General features: G+C 60.6%; 11 protein-coding genes and 1 tRNA gene. 11 read left to right on the top strand and 1 reads right to left on the bottom strand.

The window, feature by feature from the left end; all coding sequences use genetic code 11:
* The first annotated feature begins 170 nt into the window (after positions 1-170).
* The 3 genes from BW09_RS08830 to BW09_RS08820 all read left to right on the top strand — a co-directional run bounded on the left by BW09_RS08830 (position 171) and on the right by BW09_RS08820 (position 3,137).
* The gene (locus BW09_RS08830) at positions 171-716 is read left to right on the top strand and encodes a holo-ACP synthase (RefSeq protein WP_140463377.1); all 546 of its coding nucleotides are present in this window, start codon (positions 171-173) and stop codon (positions 714-716) included.
* Between the two features lie 220 nt (positions 717-936).
* Positions 937-2,964 (top strand): alpha-amylase family protein, encoded by a 2,028-nt coding sequence (locus BW09_RS08825; RefSeq protein WP_181161809.1) that lies wholly within the window; start codon positions 937-939, stop codon positions 2,962-2,964.
* Between the two features lie 99 nt (positions 2,965-3,063).
* A tRNA-Gly gene (locus BW09_RS08820) sits at positions 3,064-3,137 on the top strand.
* Between the two features lie 208 nt (positions 3,138-3,345).
* On the opposite strand, the gene BW09_RS08815 is transcribed toward BW09_RS08820, so the two are convergent.
* Positions 3,346-4,599, bottom strand: coding sequence for a Fic family protein (locus BW09_RS08815; RefSeq protein WP_044090466.1), 1,254 nt, complete (start codon positions 4,597-4,599; stop codon positions 3,346-3,348).
* A 388-nt stretch (positions 4,600-4,987) separates the two neighbouring features.
* On the opposite strand from BW09_RS08815, the gene BW09_RS08810 reads away from it, so the two are divergent.
* The 8 genes from BW09_RS08810 to BW09_RS08770 all read left to right on the top strand — a co-directional run bounded on the left by BW09_RS08810 (position 4,988) and on the right by BW09_RS08770 (position 15,437).
* Positions 4,988-7,495 (top strand): SpaA isopeptide-forming pilin-related protein, encoded by a 2,508-nt coding sequence (locus tag BW09_RS08810; protein ID WP_181161808.1) that lies wholly within the window; start codon positions 4,988-4,990, stop codon positions 7,493-7,495.
* A gap of 194 nt (positions 7,496-7,689) precedes the next feature.
* On the top strand, positions 7,690-9,291 hold the full coding sequence (locus BW09_RS08805) for a SpaH/EbpB family LPXTG-anchored major pilin (RefSeq protein ID WP_140463357.1): 1,602 nt from the start codon (positions 7,690-7,692) through the stop codon (positions 9,289-9,291).
* A gap of 120 nt (positions 9,292-9,411) precedes the next feature.
* Positions 9,412-10,023 carry a hypothetical protein gene (locus tag BW09_RS08800; protein WP_140463355.1) on the top strand — a complete coding sequence of 204 codons (612 nt, stop codon included), beginning with the start codon at positions 9,412-9,414 and terminating at the stop codon, positions 10,021-10,023.
* Between the two features lie 436 nt (positions 10,024-10,459).
* Positions 10,460-10,861 carry a hypothetical protein gene (locus tag BW09_RS11195; RefSeq protein ID WP_258185040.1) on the top strand — a complete coding sequence of 134 codons (402 nt, stop codon included), beginning with the start codon at positions 10,460-10,462 and terminating at the stop codon, positions 10,859-10,861.
* A gap of 16 nt (positions 10,862-10,877) precedes the next feature.
* A complete protein-coding gene (locus tag BW09_RS10990; RefSeq protein ID WP_258185039.1) occupies positions 10,878-11,105 on the top strand; it encodes a hypothetical protein in 228 nt (75 codons plus the stop codon).
* Positions 11,106-11,189: 84 nt separating this feature from the next.
* Positions 11,190-11,870, top strand: a complete 681-nt coding sequence (locus tag BW09_RS08785) for a hypothetical protein (protein ID WP_140463352.1) — start codon at positions 11,190-11,192, stop codon at positions 11,868-11,870.
* A gap of 165 nt (positions 11,871-12,035) precedes the next feature.
* Positions 12,036-12,305 carry a 30S ribosomal protein S15 gene (rpsO, locus tag BW09_RS08780; protein ID WP_044089619.1) on the top strand — a complete coding sequence of 90 codons (270 nt, stop codon included), beginning with the start codon at positions 12,036-12,038 and terminating at the stop codon, positions 12,303-12,305.
* 312 nt (positions 12,306-12,617) lie between these two features.
* Positions 12,618-15,437: a polyribonucleotide nucleotidyltransferase gene (locus BW09_RS08770; protein WP_044089618.1), complete on the top strand. Its 2,820-nt coding sequence runs from the start codon at positions 12,618-12,620 to the stop codon at positions 15,435-15,437.
* Positions 15,438-15,516: the final 79 nt, after the last annotated feature.

The following is a 15,516-nucleotide window of genomic DNA, read 5'->3' as shown; positions in this document are numbered from 1 at the left end:
CGTCCCATCAGGGGGCCAACACCACTCAACCAATTACGAGACGGACCACTAGCTGCGCGCGTTGCCGCAAAGCGAGAATAGGGTCGTGTCGGCAATGCGCGACGGCTTGCTGACAGGTGTTCTACTGTTGAAATGGGTGCAATCAAGCGTTAAGGGAGGCGAATATGGCCATGGGCGTGCGTGGATTGGGTCATGACGTGGTGGATGTATCGGCGTTCGCGGCGCAGCTCGCCGAACCGGGAACGCGCATGCGCTCGCTGTTCTCGGTGCGAGAGGTGCGGCAGGCATTGGAACGCGCGCGCGTCAAAAACGACGGCGAGGCCGTGCATCTGGCGGCCAAATGGGCAGGCAAGGAGGCGTTCCTCAAGGCGTGGTGCGAAGCGTTGGGGGAGAGGCCTTATCCGTTCACGTTGGATGTTTTTCCATGGCGCGAAGTGGAGATCCTTGACGATTCGCACGGTGTGCCGCATGTGATGCTGTCCGGTAGGGCGGCGCGGGAGTTCCGTGATTCGTTGGCTGGCGATGGGCCCTCTGCTGGTTCGTCATTCGCGCCGCGTGCCTCCGGTGGTGGGGCGGCAGGCCGTTGCGCCGGTGATAATGGCGTGCAGCCCTTTCGCGCCGATCGCCCCGATTGTGCAGGTTCGATTCCCGGCGTCCATATCTCTCTGAGCCATGACGGTCCCATTGCTTCGGCTGTGGTGATGGTCGCCGTTTGATTCTCGAGCGATAATCGTCTCAATCGCACTCCCAATCTCGCCCCTTCATCTCACTCCCCATTGCATCCGATGCCTCGCGCGACACAATGTGCATGGGGTCGCTGGGATGCCGGTTCCTCTCCGGTGTGTCGCGCGCCATCCCGTCGAACCGGTTCGATATGATAGGCGTCAACGTCAATCGGTTGACGCAGATATGAAGCATGGAACGAAGGAGTTTCCGATGGCTCAGGGCAACCAGCCGGCACAGCACACAACTATCAGCGACACCAAGGCCGCGCAATCAGCCAAAACCGGCGCGACCAGGGCCGCGACCAAGACCGCGGCGAAGGCCCCAAAGCCAGACAAAACCGCAGCGTCGAAGCGCCCGACCGCAGCCAAATCCGTCACCGCGGCTGCCGCGGCCAAACCGAAGCGCACTGCTCCGAGCCCTGTGTTCCTCTCCCGTCTCGAATCACACAAAGCCGAACTTGAGCGCCTGTTCATGAGCCTGTACGGCGAGCGCGAAACCGCCACGGAAGACTTCAGCGCACTCCTCGGTGCCATGGCCGAAGCCTACGCCGAGCGTCCCGCCGACCTCAAACGTCTCGACAAGTCCCGCGAAGCCGATCCGGACTGGTACAAGCGCGGCGACATGTTCGGCATGACCATGTACACCGACCTGTTCGCCGGCGACCTCAAGAAGCTCGCCGACAAGATCCCGTACCTCAAGGAACAGAAGCTCACCTACCTGCATCTCATGCCGCTGCTCCAGATGCCCCGCCCGAACAATGACGGCGGCTATGCGGTCGAGGATTTCGATACCGTCGACCCGAAGCTCGGCACCAATGAGGACCTCGCGAATCTCGCCAAGAAGCTGCGCCGCGCCGGCATCAGCCTGTGCATCGACTTCGTGATGAACCACACCGCATCCACCCACCGCTGGGCCAAGGCCGCGCAGGCCGGCGACCCGGAATATCAGGATTATTACTTCTGCTTCGATGACCGGACCATGCCCGACAAGTACGAAGAGCATGTGCCGCAGGTCTTCCCGAACACCGCGCCCGGCAACTTCACGTGGAACGAACAGATGGGCAAGTGGGTCATGACCCAGTTCTACCCGTTCCAGTGGGACCTGAACTATCGCAACCCCAAGGTGCTCGTGGCGATGCTCGGCAGTGTGATGCATCTGGCGAATCTCGGTGTGGAGGTCTTCCGCATCGACGCCGTGCCGTACATCTGGAAGGAGCTCGGCACCGACTGCCGCAATCTGCCTCAGGTCCACACCATCGTGCGCATGCTGCGCATCATCCTCGAATGCGTCTGCCCGGCTGTGGTGCTCAAGGGCGAGGTCGTCATGGCCCCCAAGGAACTCGCGGCGTACTTCGGCACTCGCGAAGCGCCCGAGTGCCATATGCTGTACAACGTGTCCGTCATGGTGAACCTGTGGAGCGCGCTCGCCAGCCGTGACGTGCGCCTGCTCAAGACCCAGATCGACAAGCTGGACGCGCTTCCCGAGAACTGCTGGTTCGTCAACTATCTGCGCTGCCATGACGATGTCGGCTGGGGACTGGACGAGGACGTGGAACATGAGCTCGGCATCGATCCGCTCAAGCACAAGGAATATCTGTACCACTTCTACGAGGGCGCGGTGCTCGGCGGCTGGTCGATGGGGGAGCTCTACAACTACGACGAGGCCACGCGCGACGCCCGCAACTGCGGCACCACCGCATCGTTCTGCGGCATCGAAAAGGCCGTCATCACCCATGACAAGCCGTTGCTGGAGACTTCGATCAGGCGAGACCTGCTGATGCATCAGACCATGGCGTTCCTGCGCGGCTTCCCGATGCTCAACTGCGGCGACGAAATCGGTCAGCTCAACGGCTGGGAGTACAAGGATGATCCCGATCGTGTGGAGGACAGCCGCAACCTCCACCGCAGCAAGTTCGACTGGGACAAGGCCGCGCTGCGCAAGAAGCCCGGCACGTTGCAGAACCGTCTATGGAAAGGCATGGAAGGACTGCGCGAGATGCGTCACGACCCGTGCTTTGCCCCGGACGCCTGGGTCTCCACGTGGGATACGTCCAATGATGCCGTGCTCGCCGTGGTCCGCAAGGTTGATGACGCTGTGCTGGTCGGCCTGTTCAGCTTCTCCGAACACGAGCAGCACGTGCATCTGAACCCGGGTGCCGACGAGCAAGGCGCCGCCGTGGTCAGGGAGCCGCTCGACGCTGACCTCGCCCCGTATGAGGCGCGATTCGTGCGGCTGTAATGGCTCTGGAGGGTGTGATGGCGTCGTGAGTATGCGCGACTTGCCGCTTTCTGGGATTTGTGTATAATGTCTCAAGTCGCCAAAAGCGACGCCCTACACGCGGATGTAGCTCAATGGTAGAGCCTCAGTCTTCCAAACTGATTACGCGGGTTCGATTCCCGTCATCCGCTCCAAGCTGAAAGGCCGGAAACCCAACGATTCCAAGGGTTTCCGGTCTTTTTCGTTCCTTCTTCGATGCTCCCGTTCGCGGCCATGTCGAGTGCATCGAGCGCATCGAGGGCCTCGGACAGGTCGTGGCCCTCGATGACGAGGCCGGGCATGCCCGGGCGGAGTGCCGTGTATCCACCGAGGCTCCGGACGGGTAGGCGAGTTTCCGATTCTTCAATCGTCTATTCCGGTCTCAAGGATGCCCCTCAACGATTCCGATGCCCGGATTTTCAAAGGACGTTTCCCGGACTGGGTGACGAGGCCCGCACTCATGAGCTCACCCACATACTTTCTCGCGCTTTGCTTGGATAGGCCGATATGATATGCGGCATCGTCCAGCGTCATGGATTTGGATGAGTCGAACATCTCCTCTTGGATTACGCCGTACAGTATCGATGCCGCTTTTGCGGACAGGCCATGTTTTCGTTCAAGCTGCTCGCACATTCTTCCGCCTTTGTTGAGCTGGTCGACTCTGACCTCGAGTTCGTCGATCAGCTCGTCTTGGGATCGTCGGATGAACCCGAGGATGGTGTTCACGAAGAACGTGAGCTCGCCGCAGTTCAGTCTGTCCTCCGCCTCGGTGAATGCCTTGTAGTAGGCGTTCTTGTTCTCCGCGATGGTTCGGGACAGTGACAGCACGGTGGGCATGGTCAGGTCGTGGTTCAGGTACAGGGCTAGGAGGTACCGGCCGGTTCTGCCGTTACCGTCGTAGAACGGGTGGACGTATTCGAACAGGAAGTGCGACATGATGACAGCCGGTAGTCGGGGGATTTCGTCGGAGGTCGCAAGATGGATCATGTTGGTGAGGAGTGCGCCGATGTTGCCTTCGCCTTTGACTCCGTTGTGGATTGCAAGGCCGTGCGGTCCCTGTATCTCCACGTCGCCTTTTCGGAACAATTCGCCGTCCGGCTTGTCGTTCTCATCGATTTCGTCCAGCACGACCTTGTCGTAGATGTCGCGGATGTCCGCGATTCCCGACGGCAGCGCGGTGTCCTTGTCGGTGAGGTTCAGGTACAGCTTGGCGAATTCGCTGAACCGGGCCTTGGAGCCGTCTCCGTCCTTCCTCGCCCTGTCGGCAGCATCCACGGCGTCTAGGATTTCCTTGCGGGTGCTGCGCACGCCTTCCATCTCGTTGGTGGCGAACAGCTCCTCGCTGATGGAGTGCCGTATGTAGTCCCAGTGCATGATGCCGGGAATCTGGTTCCAGAGCCGGGACACCCGCCGTTCGGCGAGGAGTATCCTCTCCGTGAGCATGGATGTCTCGCGTGGCGTGCAGGTGAACAGTTCGCCCAGAGGGGTGATGATTCCGGTTCTGAATGTGGAGTCCGCCTCGAGCCGTTGCCTGGCGAGCTTTGCATGGTTGTTGAAGGCATCGTTCGACTTGTCGGCGTGGAACGACCGCGCCAGGCTCCTATATTTCATATCCATTGCTCAAGCAGTCTTTCCTGATTCCATCATAAATTATAGAAACTATAAGAAAGGGAAAGAAATAAGTCAAGCAAAAGCCGATGAGGATATAAATAATACAATTACAGTGCAATTGGATACGGAAGACGTGAAACAGCGGTAGGCGGCGGCCGCGAACGCGACCATGATGTTTTACGGGGTGGAGTCGAGGCAATCGAATTCCTTGTATTCCAACGATTCCTGTTATTCCGGGGTACGCAATCCCCCTATAGGGGTGTACGCATCCGCTTTCTTCTCTGAATACCTTGACGACTTGTAGGCGCATAGCTGGGCTTCCGGCGTGCGCGGTCGTGAGAGACAGGCAAGGCATATGAAGAGAATCGGACAATGGCTCGCAACGGTTGCGGGCATGATTGGTACAAGCGGCAAGCGGTTGGCGGCCGTCGTTGCCGCTGTGGCGATGCTCGTCGGTGTCGCCGGTGTGAGCGCAACCGCCATGGCCGACAATCGTTCAGACCTGTATGACAATGGAGCTTCACAGGCGAATCCCCAGGACGCTCGGGTCGAATCCCTTCAGGCGCAACGGAAGGAAGCCCTTGCCGAGGCGACTAATCTCAAGGCTGAGGCCATGCCTGCCGCTGCAGGGGATGCCGATCTGGGTGCCCCGACCCATCGTAAATACATCAAATACAACAATGACGGCACCTACTGGCTGAGTCTCGACGTGACGGGAGCCTCCCGCGCCAGTACCGAAGAGAAGCGTCAGCCCGCCGACGTGGTGCTGGTGATGGACACTTCCGCCAGCATGTCATCCTGCACGAGACCGGAATACAGCAATGGCACATGGACCTGTGCCGAGTATGCGAGCCCGTCGCGTTGGGATATCGCCAAAAAGGCGGCTTCCGATCTTGCCGAGAAGCTGCTTACCGACCAGAACGCGGCCCTGCCAGAGGATCAGCAAGTGCAGATGTCCGTGGTTGATTTTGACACCACATCCAGAATCGAAAACCTCGGCAGCGGTCAGTGGAGTACTTCGGCCCAGGCGGTCATCAACTCGTACGACGGCATGGACGTAAGCTATGAGAACGGTGGCGGCACCAACTGGGAAGCCGCCCTTGCGGATGCGAATACACTCAACACCAACCGTGCCGGCGCGCAGAAGTACATCGTATTCGTCTCCGATGGTGCCCCATCATTCCGCAACAGCGAGATGAATACGGATTGCGGCACCTTGAAGGACCCGTCGGATTCGTATACTTACGGCGACTGCGACTACCGCGACACCGAGGGCGTCTACGGCACTGGCCAATCAAATCTCGACTACAACAATTACAACTTCGATGCCGCGGTGCAGGCTGCGAACAAGCGCAACAGTGCCACGCTCTATGCAGTGAGCACCGGTGACGAGGCGAACGACAAGATGACGAAGTTCGCCGAAACGATTGATCCGCACGGTACGTTCTTCGATGGCACCGATGCCACTGGCCTGACCAATGCGTTCGACGCGATCGTGCAGCAGATCACCACTAATTCGTCCTATCAGGACGTGCTCATCAAGGACACCTTGTCCGGATACGCGGTGAACACCGATGCGAACGGCGGTACCGGTTCGTTGGTAGGAACCTCCGCCCATAAGGCCGACGGCAGTGATGTGACGCAGACGGATGCCGCCGCCAAGGCCATGACCGCTGATTACGATCCGCAGACCAAACAGCTGGAGCTGAACTTCCCCAAGGGTACGGTGCTCAGCCCGGACGTCACCTATACGGTGTCGATCATGCTCAAGCCGTCCGATGCGGCGTACGAGTATTTCATCGACCATTCCGGCGCATACCCAAGCGTCGGCGATCAGGGTACGGATGCCGAGGGCAATGCCACGAGCTCCGGCAAGCCCGGATTCTATGCGAATGCGGATGTGGCGGACGGGTCGACTTCCGCCAAGGTGTATTACAAGACGGTCACGCAGGTCGAAGGTCAGGATCCTGTGGTCAGCGAGCAGAAGAGCTCCGATTATGACCGGCCGGTCGTTCAGGTCAATGTGCCGAGCCTGACCCTCACCAAGGCCGTGGACAATACGAACGCCGGCGACTATGGTGCCAAGCCGTCCGATTGGGCGCTGTCCGCTACGAAGAACAACGGGGCCTATGGCATCCAATCGCAGGTGCCTGCTGGCCAGACCACTGCCGAAGGCGCAGTGACGAGGCAATCCGTCGCCACAACGAAGCTCGCCCCCGGAACCTACACGCTGAGCGAAACGGCCAACCTGCAATCCACATACCAGTACTTCGGCGGATATTCCGCCGGCGACTGGTCGTGCACGGACGATCGGGGAGCAGCGGTCAACGTCACCAAACGCCAGGATGGCTCGCAGACCATGAATCTCCTCCAGGGTGCGAACGTTACCTGCACCGTGACCAACACCGCCAAGCCGGGCGCCGTCCAGTGGCAGAAGGTCGATCAATACGACCAGTCCAAGACCCTGCCAGACTCCGAATGGACGCTCACTGCCAAGGACGCCGCAGCCGCGGGGTTCGCGAGCAAGAACGTCGTGGACGAAGGGGCCAACGATGACGCTGCCAGCAATCCCGGCACTGTGAAGGTTGCCAACCTCAAGTGGGGTGAATACACGCTGCAGGAGACCAAGGCGCCAGGCGGCTATGCCAAGTCCGACAAGACCTATGAGGTCTCCGTCCTGCCTCCGGCCGCATCGACCGGCGACGCTGCTGAGCTGGAATTCACGGTGAACGCCGGCGACAACGGCAAGATCACCAACACTCGGCTGGCAGTTTCCCAGTTGCCGCTCACCGGCGGCACTACTGGGCGGCAGTGGCTGATTGCCGGTGCCGGTGGCTTGGGCTTCGCGATGCTACTCGCCGCGGCCGGTCACACCATCTGGCGCAAGCGGCGATTGATCTAGTTCCGGGTAAGGGCGGGTTGGCCGGGCGATGGCGAATCTGCCGGACGCCGATCGGGAGGTAAGCCGGCATTATTCATGCCCGGCTGGCGGACAACAGAAGATTTGCGGATTGCGAAGACCCCGTGTTGCGGGACCGGAGCCTCCGCGATTGCAGAAAACATATCAACAAACAAACAGGAAAGAAGGGTTCTCTCATGGAGATGAGGAAACTGTTCGCAGGCGCGGCCGCTCTGGCCACCCTGCTGGGTGGCCTGGCGTTCGGCGCCACCACCGCCAGCGCGGCGCCGGCCGATGATGCGGCCATCACGGTGAACAATGCGCAGGACGGTCACACGTACACGGCGTACAGGTTCGCCACGTTCGACAACGCGCAGGGCGCCGGCGGCACTGCGACGTCGGTCGAGGTGAACACGGAGGCCGCGTGGCGGGAGGCCGTGTACAAGGCCGCCGATGTGGCCAACGGCGATGCGGTTGTTCCTGCGGAGTACGGTACGCCCGCAAACAATGACTACTCCGGCACGAACGCGGCCGCCTATGTGGCCACGTTCGATGCCGCCACCGCCCGCAAGTTCGTGGACGAGCTGTCCAAGAACATCCCCGCGGGCCAGACGGGTGCCGTGGCTGAGAACGGCGTTATTTCGGTGAGCGAGGGCTGGTTCCTCGTGACCGACACCTACCAGAGCGGAAATGATACCACGTCCGGCAAGTCCGCATTGGTCGCCACCCAGATCAAGAACGGCGCCGATACGTTCACGAAGCTCGCGCTTGACAAGGAAGACGGTCAGGGCGACATCGAGGTGCTCGGCGTATTCAACGCGAAGAACGAGAACGCCCCGACTCCCCCCGAGAAGACTGTTGATCATACCGCCGCGACCGTGAAGGTCGGCGACGTGCTGAACTACACCATCAAGGCCATGGTGCCGTCCACCGCTTCCGGCTACGGAACCTATGCGTTCACCATCACCGATACCGCGTCCAAGGGCCTTGACGTGACCGCTGGCGACACCAACCCGTTCACCGTGGTCGTCAAGGACTTCGACCGGAACGGCGACAAGACGTTGGCTGCCGGTACCGACTACAAGCTCACCCAGACCGGTTCCGCGGCTGCCGCGGACGGCACGACGACCACCATCGCCTTCCCGAACGTGAAGGACTATGCGGGCAAGACCATCCAGGTCACCTACAAGGGCACCGTCACCAAGGACGCCGTAGACGAGGTCACCAACAAGGCCTTCGTCAAGAACCATAACGGCCAGACCGGCGAAGGCACGCCGGTCACCAAGAAGCTCGGCAAGTTCGAGTTCACCAAGATCGGCGTCGGCAATGACGCCAAGGGTCTGGCTGGCGCCGAGTTCAACATCAAGGATAAGGATGGCAATGTCCTGAAGTTCTCCCAGGACACGGACGGCACCTATTACCCGGACGCCAACGGTTTGGGGACTCTGACCTCCTCCAACGGAGCTGGAACCCTCGGTAAGATCGCGGTGCGCGGCCTCGCCGCCGGCACTTACACCGTCGAGGAAACCAAGGCTCCTGGCGACTACGCGCAGAACTTCCGCGCCACCTTCACCGTGACCATCGGCGACAACGGCGGCGAGGGCACCCTCAACGAGGACACCCTCGGACTGGTCGGCACCACCAACAAGACCGTGAGGAACGTCAAGTCCATCACCCAGCTGCCTCTCACCGGTGCCGCGGGCACTGTGCTGTTCGTGGTCGTGGCCGCACTGCTCGCTGGCTCTGCTGTGACCGTGTACGCCAAGTCCCGCTCCACCAAGCGCGCACTCACCGCGTGAGTGGTGACAGTCATTCGACATTGATTGAGTGATTCCGAAGCCGGTCTGAGCAATCAGGCCGGCTTTTTCAATGCAAATTACGCGCGATTACATGTTGCGATGGAAGAAGAATAGTCTGAGATGCCCAATTCTATGTATCAGAGAAAAAGAATGAATGACCGAGGGAATGCGATGGGAGTAATCCCGCCAGTGTATTACGGTCGTAGACATTTATTTAAATATGACCCCAAAGCTGTTATCGCATATCGAATCAGTATTGAAATCATTGCGCCTGGACTCAACGCATCTACATTGGACCGTTCTCTACGGGTTTCTGCAATACGTTTTGCTGGATTTATTGCTGAAAGACAACTGGCGAAAGTTCAGAAAACAATGCATGCGCGTTATCCTTTGCGGTCGGACCTTATAGCGGCCGGAATTAGGGACGGGTCTGTCTTTATCGATGTTGCTGGGCAGATTATTCAGTATGGTTTCGATGTCATAGGGATTTTGGCTGCTGTTGATGGCGCTCGCAGCTTTGTAGCTCATTGTGTTAGCGATATTGAAAGTATTGCGAATCGGATGAATAAAACCGGCAGCAGGCCGAAGCATGAACGTTCTTCAAACGATAGTCAGGTGGAAAGTGACTTACGCGATTTGAAGAGTAGCGGCCAAGTCAATGTTGATATTACTGCTCAGCCGGTTCGAAGAAGTGGGCCTAAGCATAAGGCGCATCAGCGAATCCGGCTGTGAAGAGTGGGGCCTGGATAGTTCTGGATTGTGCCACGGAAATGCAAAAGCGCGGATTATGCGCTCGCGTGGCATACAACCGTGCCACGCGAGCGCATAATGGCTTGATTGGCGTCTGTGTGGCATGTTTTTGGGCGGAAAATGAGTGTAGCGCGCGGTGCAACGTGTCACGAGACTGCATTTTGCCTGTTATTGCACTGCCGTGGCACGCGATTCACGCGCGATTCTCCGAAAATGCGCAGCACAGCGTTATGCTGCGCTGCGTCGCGCGACTGCGACTCAACCTGGCCTCGCACAATGCAATGGGGACAGAACAGCCCCCAATAGGGGGTATAAGTGTCCGAACTGCAAGCGATATCGTCCTACGTAATGGAGCCCCTCAGTCGAGGGGCGCGGAATCCAAGACAATTCGCAATTCCTCAGCGGAATCGAGGGAGAGATGACCAGTGGCGGAGGAATGTTCAGCCCGGAGGAAATCAGATACCTTAAATCATTGCCGGCGGTGGCGGAGGTCACCGCGAAGCGCATCACCTATACCGATGAATTCAAACGGTATTGCATAAGGCGTTACAACGAGGGGGCCTCGCCGGTGCGATTGTTCCGGGAAGCCGGCCTGGACCCGGCCCTGATCGGATACAAGCGGATCGAACGGTGCATCGCCCGCTGGCGTGCCGCGCAAAGCAGGAATATGCACGCTGCCTTGGCCGTTTTGGCGAAAACGCCCGCGGGGGGGGGTATCGAAAGCTACATCCCCGCGCGAAATACAGGAGTCTGCGGAGCTGTCAGAATCGCCGTCGTCGGTCGACACTGCGGACGAATCCGGCTTCCATATCGCCCCTGAACGGCGTGCCATCGTCGTGCCATCGTCCGGGCAGGCGGAGCGCGATACCGACTTGCGCGACCTGCTCATCGCGCAGCAGGTGCGTCTCGTCGATGAGCTGGAGCGGAAGGTCGATATGCTCGAGGCCATGCTGCATGCGCAGCATCGTAATGGCCAATCCGATGACGAATCTGACGGTCAATCCGACGATGAATCCGACGGCGAGGGGCACGGTGGCGCAGCCCGAACCCGGGGAACCGCCTGACTTCCCGACGTGCACTAAGATAGGCATCGCGGTCACATATGGGCGCGCAGCAGGCAATCAGGCAGTCAATCGGCGAGGCGGTGCATGGAAACACAGGCCAAGGAACCCAACGAGGCGACGGAAATCGTAGGCGACAAAATCGAAACCGTTGAGGTATCCAAACATCCCGAGGCATCGATCCCCGTCACGGAACTCTCTCTGGCGGACATCGAGCGCCGGCGTTCGCATCCGGTGCGTTGGATGGTCGTCATTCTGTCTGTGCTCGTGGCCATCGTTGCGCCGTACTGGTTCGGCCGCACGCTTGCCGTGAACAATACGGACGCCGTGGTCGCCGCGCTGGGCGGGGTCGAGCCGCGCGGCATCGCGCTGATCGGCTGGGCTGTGGTCGTCGTCGCCTATGTGGGACTGGCGATGGCCGTGGTCGTTTCGCCGTCCTGGCCGTGGCTGATCGTATTCGTGCTGGGGCTGGCCGCCGAGCAGTTCATCGCCGGGCTGAGCATGCTGAACCTGAACTTCTGGTACTCCACGTATGTGGTGTACGGAGATCAGGCCGGGGTCGCGAATGCAGCCAATCTGGGGATTCTGGCCGCCGCCATAGGCATCGCGGTGTACGCGGTGGTTTTTGTGGGACTGCTGGTGCTGATCAAGAAAACGTCGCCCCTGAACTTCCTGACCAGAAGCTGGGCCAGCTTCATCCTGTACTTCGCCATTGAAGCGTTGGCTTTGCTTGTCGTGCTGTTCGGCGGACTGCTGACTGCGGTGTGAGCGGTGTGAGCGGCGGATGCGCGCGTGCCGCGTTGCCTCGTCCGCTCAGCTACGTCCTTACCCTGACCTATAGTTTCCATTTGGCGTAATTTCGCCCGCGGATAGAGAGCGTTTCGAGCGAGCCCGCACGGAACACCGCGCAACGGAACAATTAAGGAGGATGCCGTGGCACTGACGGCTGAAGAGAAGACCCAGATTATCAACGAGTACGCAACGCACGAAGGTGACACCGGTTCCCCCGAGGTTCAGGTTGCCCTCCTGTCCAAGCGTATTTCCGACCTGACCGAGCACCTGAAGCAGCACAAGCATGATCACCACTCCCGTCGTGGTATGCAGCTGATGATCGGTGACCGTCGTCGTCTGCTTGACTACCTCAAGGGCGTTGACATCAACCGTTACCGTTCCCTCATCGAGCGTCTGGGTCTGCGTCGATAATTGAAGACTTCCGCCCGAGTGCCTAAAATGGTGCTCGGGCGTTTTGCATATCGCCAACCAACGGCAACAACAACAAGAGGGTTAGAGGATAGGCCGTAACGTAAGCGGCAGAACAGAGAACCCGAATGAGATGGGTTGACACGAGGAACGGTGGCCAAGGGGCCAGCCGAAGCAAGGTATGTGACGTCCGCTGAAGAGGACATGCGGCATGCATCCGACGCGTTTGCAGTACACCATGTTTGCGGTACCGGCGCATGCGATGCGGCTGTGAAGTATGTAGGAATAATCAGATAAATACAAAGGAGGAACCCTATGGAGGGTCCCGAAATCAAGGCCGTTGAGGCCGTAATCGATAACGGGTCGTTTGGCAAGCGCACATTGCGCTTCGAGACCGGTCGTCTGGCCCAGCAGGCCGATGGCGCCGTGGCTGCCTACCTGGATGACGATTCTATGATTCTGTCCACCACCACCGCAGGTTCCAGCCCGAAGGAGAACTACGACTTCTTCCCGCTGACCGTCGATGTGGAAGAGAAGATGTACGCCGCCGGCAAGATCCCGGGCTCGTTCTTCCGCCGTGAAGGCCGTCCGAGCTCCGAGGCCATCCTCGCCTGCCGTATCATCGACCGTCCACTGCGTCCGCTGTTCCCGCACACCTTGCGCAACGAGGTGCAGGTCGTCGAGACCGTGCTCGCCGTGAACCCGGATGACGCCTACGACGTCATTGCACTGAACGCAGCATCCGCCTCCACCATGATCTCCGGCCTGCCGTTCTCCGGCCCGGTGTCCGGCGTGCGTCTGGCCCTGATCGATGGCCAGTGGGTCGCCTTCCCGCGCTGGAGCGAACGTGAACGCGCCGTGTTCGAGCTCGTGGTCGCCGGTCGCGTGATCGAGAACGGCGATGTCGCCATCGCCATGATCGAGGCCGGCGCCGGCAAGAACGCCTGGCACCTCATCTACGACGAGGGCCAGACCAAGCCGGACGAGACCGTGGTCGCTCAGGGCCTCGAAGCCGCCAAGCCGTTCATCAAGGTCATCTGCGACGCCCAGAACGAGCTCAAGGAGAAGGCCGCCAAGGAGACCAAGGAGTTCGAGCTCTTCCCGGAGTACACCGACGAGCTTTACACCCGCATCGACGAGATCGCCCACAAGGATCTGGACGAGGCGCTCTCCATCGCCGAGAAACTGCCGCGCCAGGAGCGCATCCACGAAATCAAGGAGCACGTGCGCGAGGTTCTCGCCAACGAGTTCCCCGAGCTCGACGATGCCGAGAAGGACAAGGAACTCGGCAACGCATTCAAGGAGCTGCAGCGCCAGATCGTGCGCCGCCGCATCCTGACCCAGGACTACCGCATCGACGGCCGTGGCCTGCGCGACATCCGCACCCTGTCCGCCGAGGTGGACATCGTGCCGCGTGTGCACGGTTCCGCCCTGTTCCAGCGCGGCGAGACCCAGATCCTGGGCGTCACCACCCTGAACATGCTCAAGATGGAGCAGCAGATCGACGCGCTGAGCGGTCCGCAGTCCAAGCGCTACATGCACAACTACGAGATGCCGCCGTACTCCACCGGCGAGACCGGCCGCGTCGGCTCCCCGAAGCGCCGCGAAATCGGCCACGGCGCCCTTGCCGAGAAGGCTCTGGTGCCGGTGCTGCCGAGCCGTGAGGAGTTCCCCTACGCTATTCGCCAGGTCTCCGAAGCCATCGGTTCCAACGGCTCCACCTCCATGGGTTCCGTGTGCGCATCCACGCTGTCCCTGCTTGCCGCTGGCGTGCCGCTGAAGGCCCCGGTCGCCGGTATCGCCATGGGCCTCGTGTCCGGCGATGTCGATGGCCAGCACATCTACAAGACCCTCACCGACATTCTGGGTGCCGAGGACGCTTTTGGCGACATGGACTTCAAGGTGGCCGGCACCTCCGAGTTCATCACCGCCCTGCAGCTCGACACCAAGCTCGACGGCATCCCCGCCGACATCCTGGCCGCCGCCCTGCAGCAGGCCAAGGAAGCCCGCACCACCATCCTCGAGGTCATCAACGAGTGCATCGACGGCCCGGCCGAGATGAGCGAGTTCGCCCCGCGCATCATCACCACCACCGTTCCGGTCGAGAAGATCGGCGAGGTCATCGGCCCGAAGGGCAAGATGATCAACCAGATCCAGGAGGACACCGGCGCCGAAATCGCCATCGAGGATGACGGTACCGTCTTCATCTCCTCCGAAGGCGGCGAGGCCGCCGAGAAGGCCAAGCAGCTCATCGACCAGATTGCCAACCCGCACGTGCCGGAAGCCGGCGAGACCTACAACGGCAAGGTCGTCAAGACCACGAGCTTCGGCGCATTCGTGAACCTCACCCCGGGCACCGACGGTCTGCTGCATATCTCGCAGATTCGCAACCTCGCCAACGGCGAGCGTATCGACTCCGTCGAGGACGTGCTCAAGGAAGGCGACACCGTCGAGGTCGTCGTGCAGGGTGTGGACGATCGCGGCAAGATCTCCCTGGCCATCCCGGGCTTCGAGGATCAGGAATCCGGTGCTGGCGCTCGCGGCGGCCGCGGCGGCGATCGCGACGATCGTCGTGGCGGTGCCCGCGGTGGCCGTGATGATCGTCGTGGTGGTGCTCGCGGCGGCTCCCGTGGCGGCCGCGATGACCGCGGTTTCGACCGTGACGAGCATGCTGATCGCGACTTCGATCGTGACGATCGTGACGATCGCGATGTCCGTGATGTCCGTGATGATGATCGTCCGCGTCGCCGTCGTCCGGTTGAGCAGGATGACCGCGATTTCGATGACGAGTACGATGATCGTCCGCGTCGCCGTCGTTCCGCCGACCGTGATTTCGACCGCGACGATGATCGTGATGATGCCCGTCGTGGCGGCCGTCGTGGCGGCCGTGGCGCTGACCGTGATTTCGATCGCGATGATCGTGATGATGATCGTCCGCGTCGCCGTCGTTCCGCCGACCGTGGCTTCGATCGCGACGACCGTCGTTCCTCCGGCCGTGGCCGCGGTCGTGGTTCCGACCGCAACCCGCGTTACGCCACCGACGACAACTACGACGACTACCGCGCCGACCGCGAAGAGCGCTCCGAGCGCCCGCGCCGCCGCGTCCGTCGCGATTTTGATCCGTTCGAGGACTGACGTCCTCTCCGGATCCGTCGCGGCATAGCCGCTCCCCTCACCTACGGGGAACCCACTGGGTTCCCCGCTTGGCGGTTCG

Origin of the sequence: Bifidobacterium sp. UTCIF-1 (assembly GCF_006408915.1) — a bacterium.
Classification (GTDB): Bacteria; Actinomycetota; Actinomycetes; order Actinomycetales; family Bifidobacteriaceae; genus Bifidobacterium; species Bifidobacterium reuteri.
This window is presented reverse-complemented; position numbering and strand designations above follow the sequence as displayed.

Excerpts from the sequence above, each read along its gene's own strand:
- BW09_RS08770 (WP_044089618.1), top strand. The coding sequence starts at position 12,618 with ATGGAGGGTCCCGAAATCAAGGCCGTTGAGGCCGTAATCGATAACGGG.
- BW09_RS08785 (WP_140463352.1), top strand. The coding sequence starts at position 11,190 with ATGGAAACACAGGCCAAGGAACCCAACGAGGCGACGGAAATCGTAGGC.
- BW09_RS08815 (WP_044090466.1), bottom strand. The coding sequence starts at position 4,599 with ATGGATATGAAATATAGGAGCCTGGCGCGGTCGTTCCACGCCGACAAG.
- BW09_RS11195 (WP_258185040.1), top strand. The coding sequence starts at position 10,460 with ATGACCAGTGGCGGAGGAATGTTCAGCCCGGAGGAAATCAGATACCTT.
- BW09_RS08800 (WP_140463355.1), top strand. The coding sequence starts at position 9,412 with ATGCCCAATTCTATGTATCAGAGAAAAAGAATGAATGACCGAGGGAAT.
- BW09_RS08830 (WP_140463377.1), top strand. The coding sequence starts at position 171 with ATGGGCGTGCGTGGATTGGGTCATGACGTGGTGGATGTATCGGCGTTC.
- BW09_RS08805 (WP_140463357.1), top strand. The coding sequence starts at position 7,690 with ATGGAGATGAGGAAACTGTTCGCAGGCGCGGCCGCTCTGGCCACCCTG.
- BW09_RS08810 (WP_181161808.1), top strand. The coding sequence starts at position 4,988 with ATGATTGGTACAAGCGGCAAGCGGTTGGCGGCCGTCGTTGCCGCTGTG.
- BW09_RS08825 (WP_181161809.1), top strand. The coding sequence starts at position 937 with ATGGCTCAGGGCAACCAGCCGGCACAGCACACAACTATCAGCGACACC.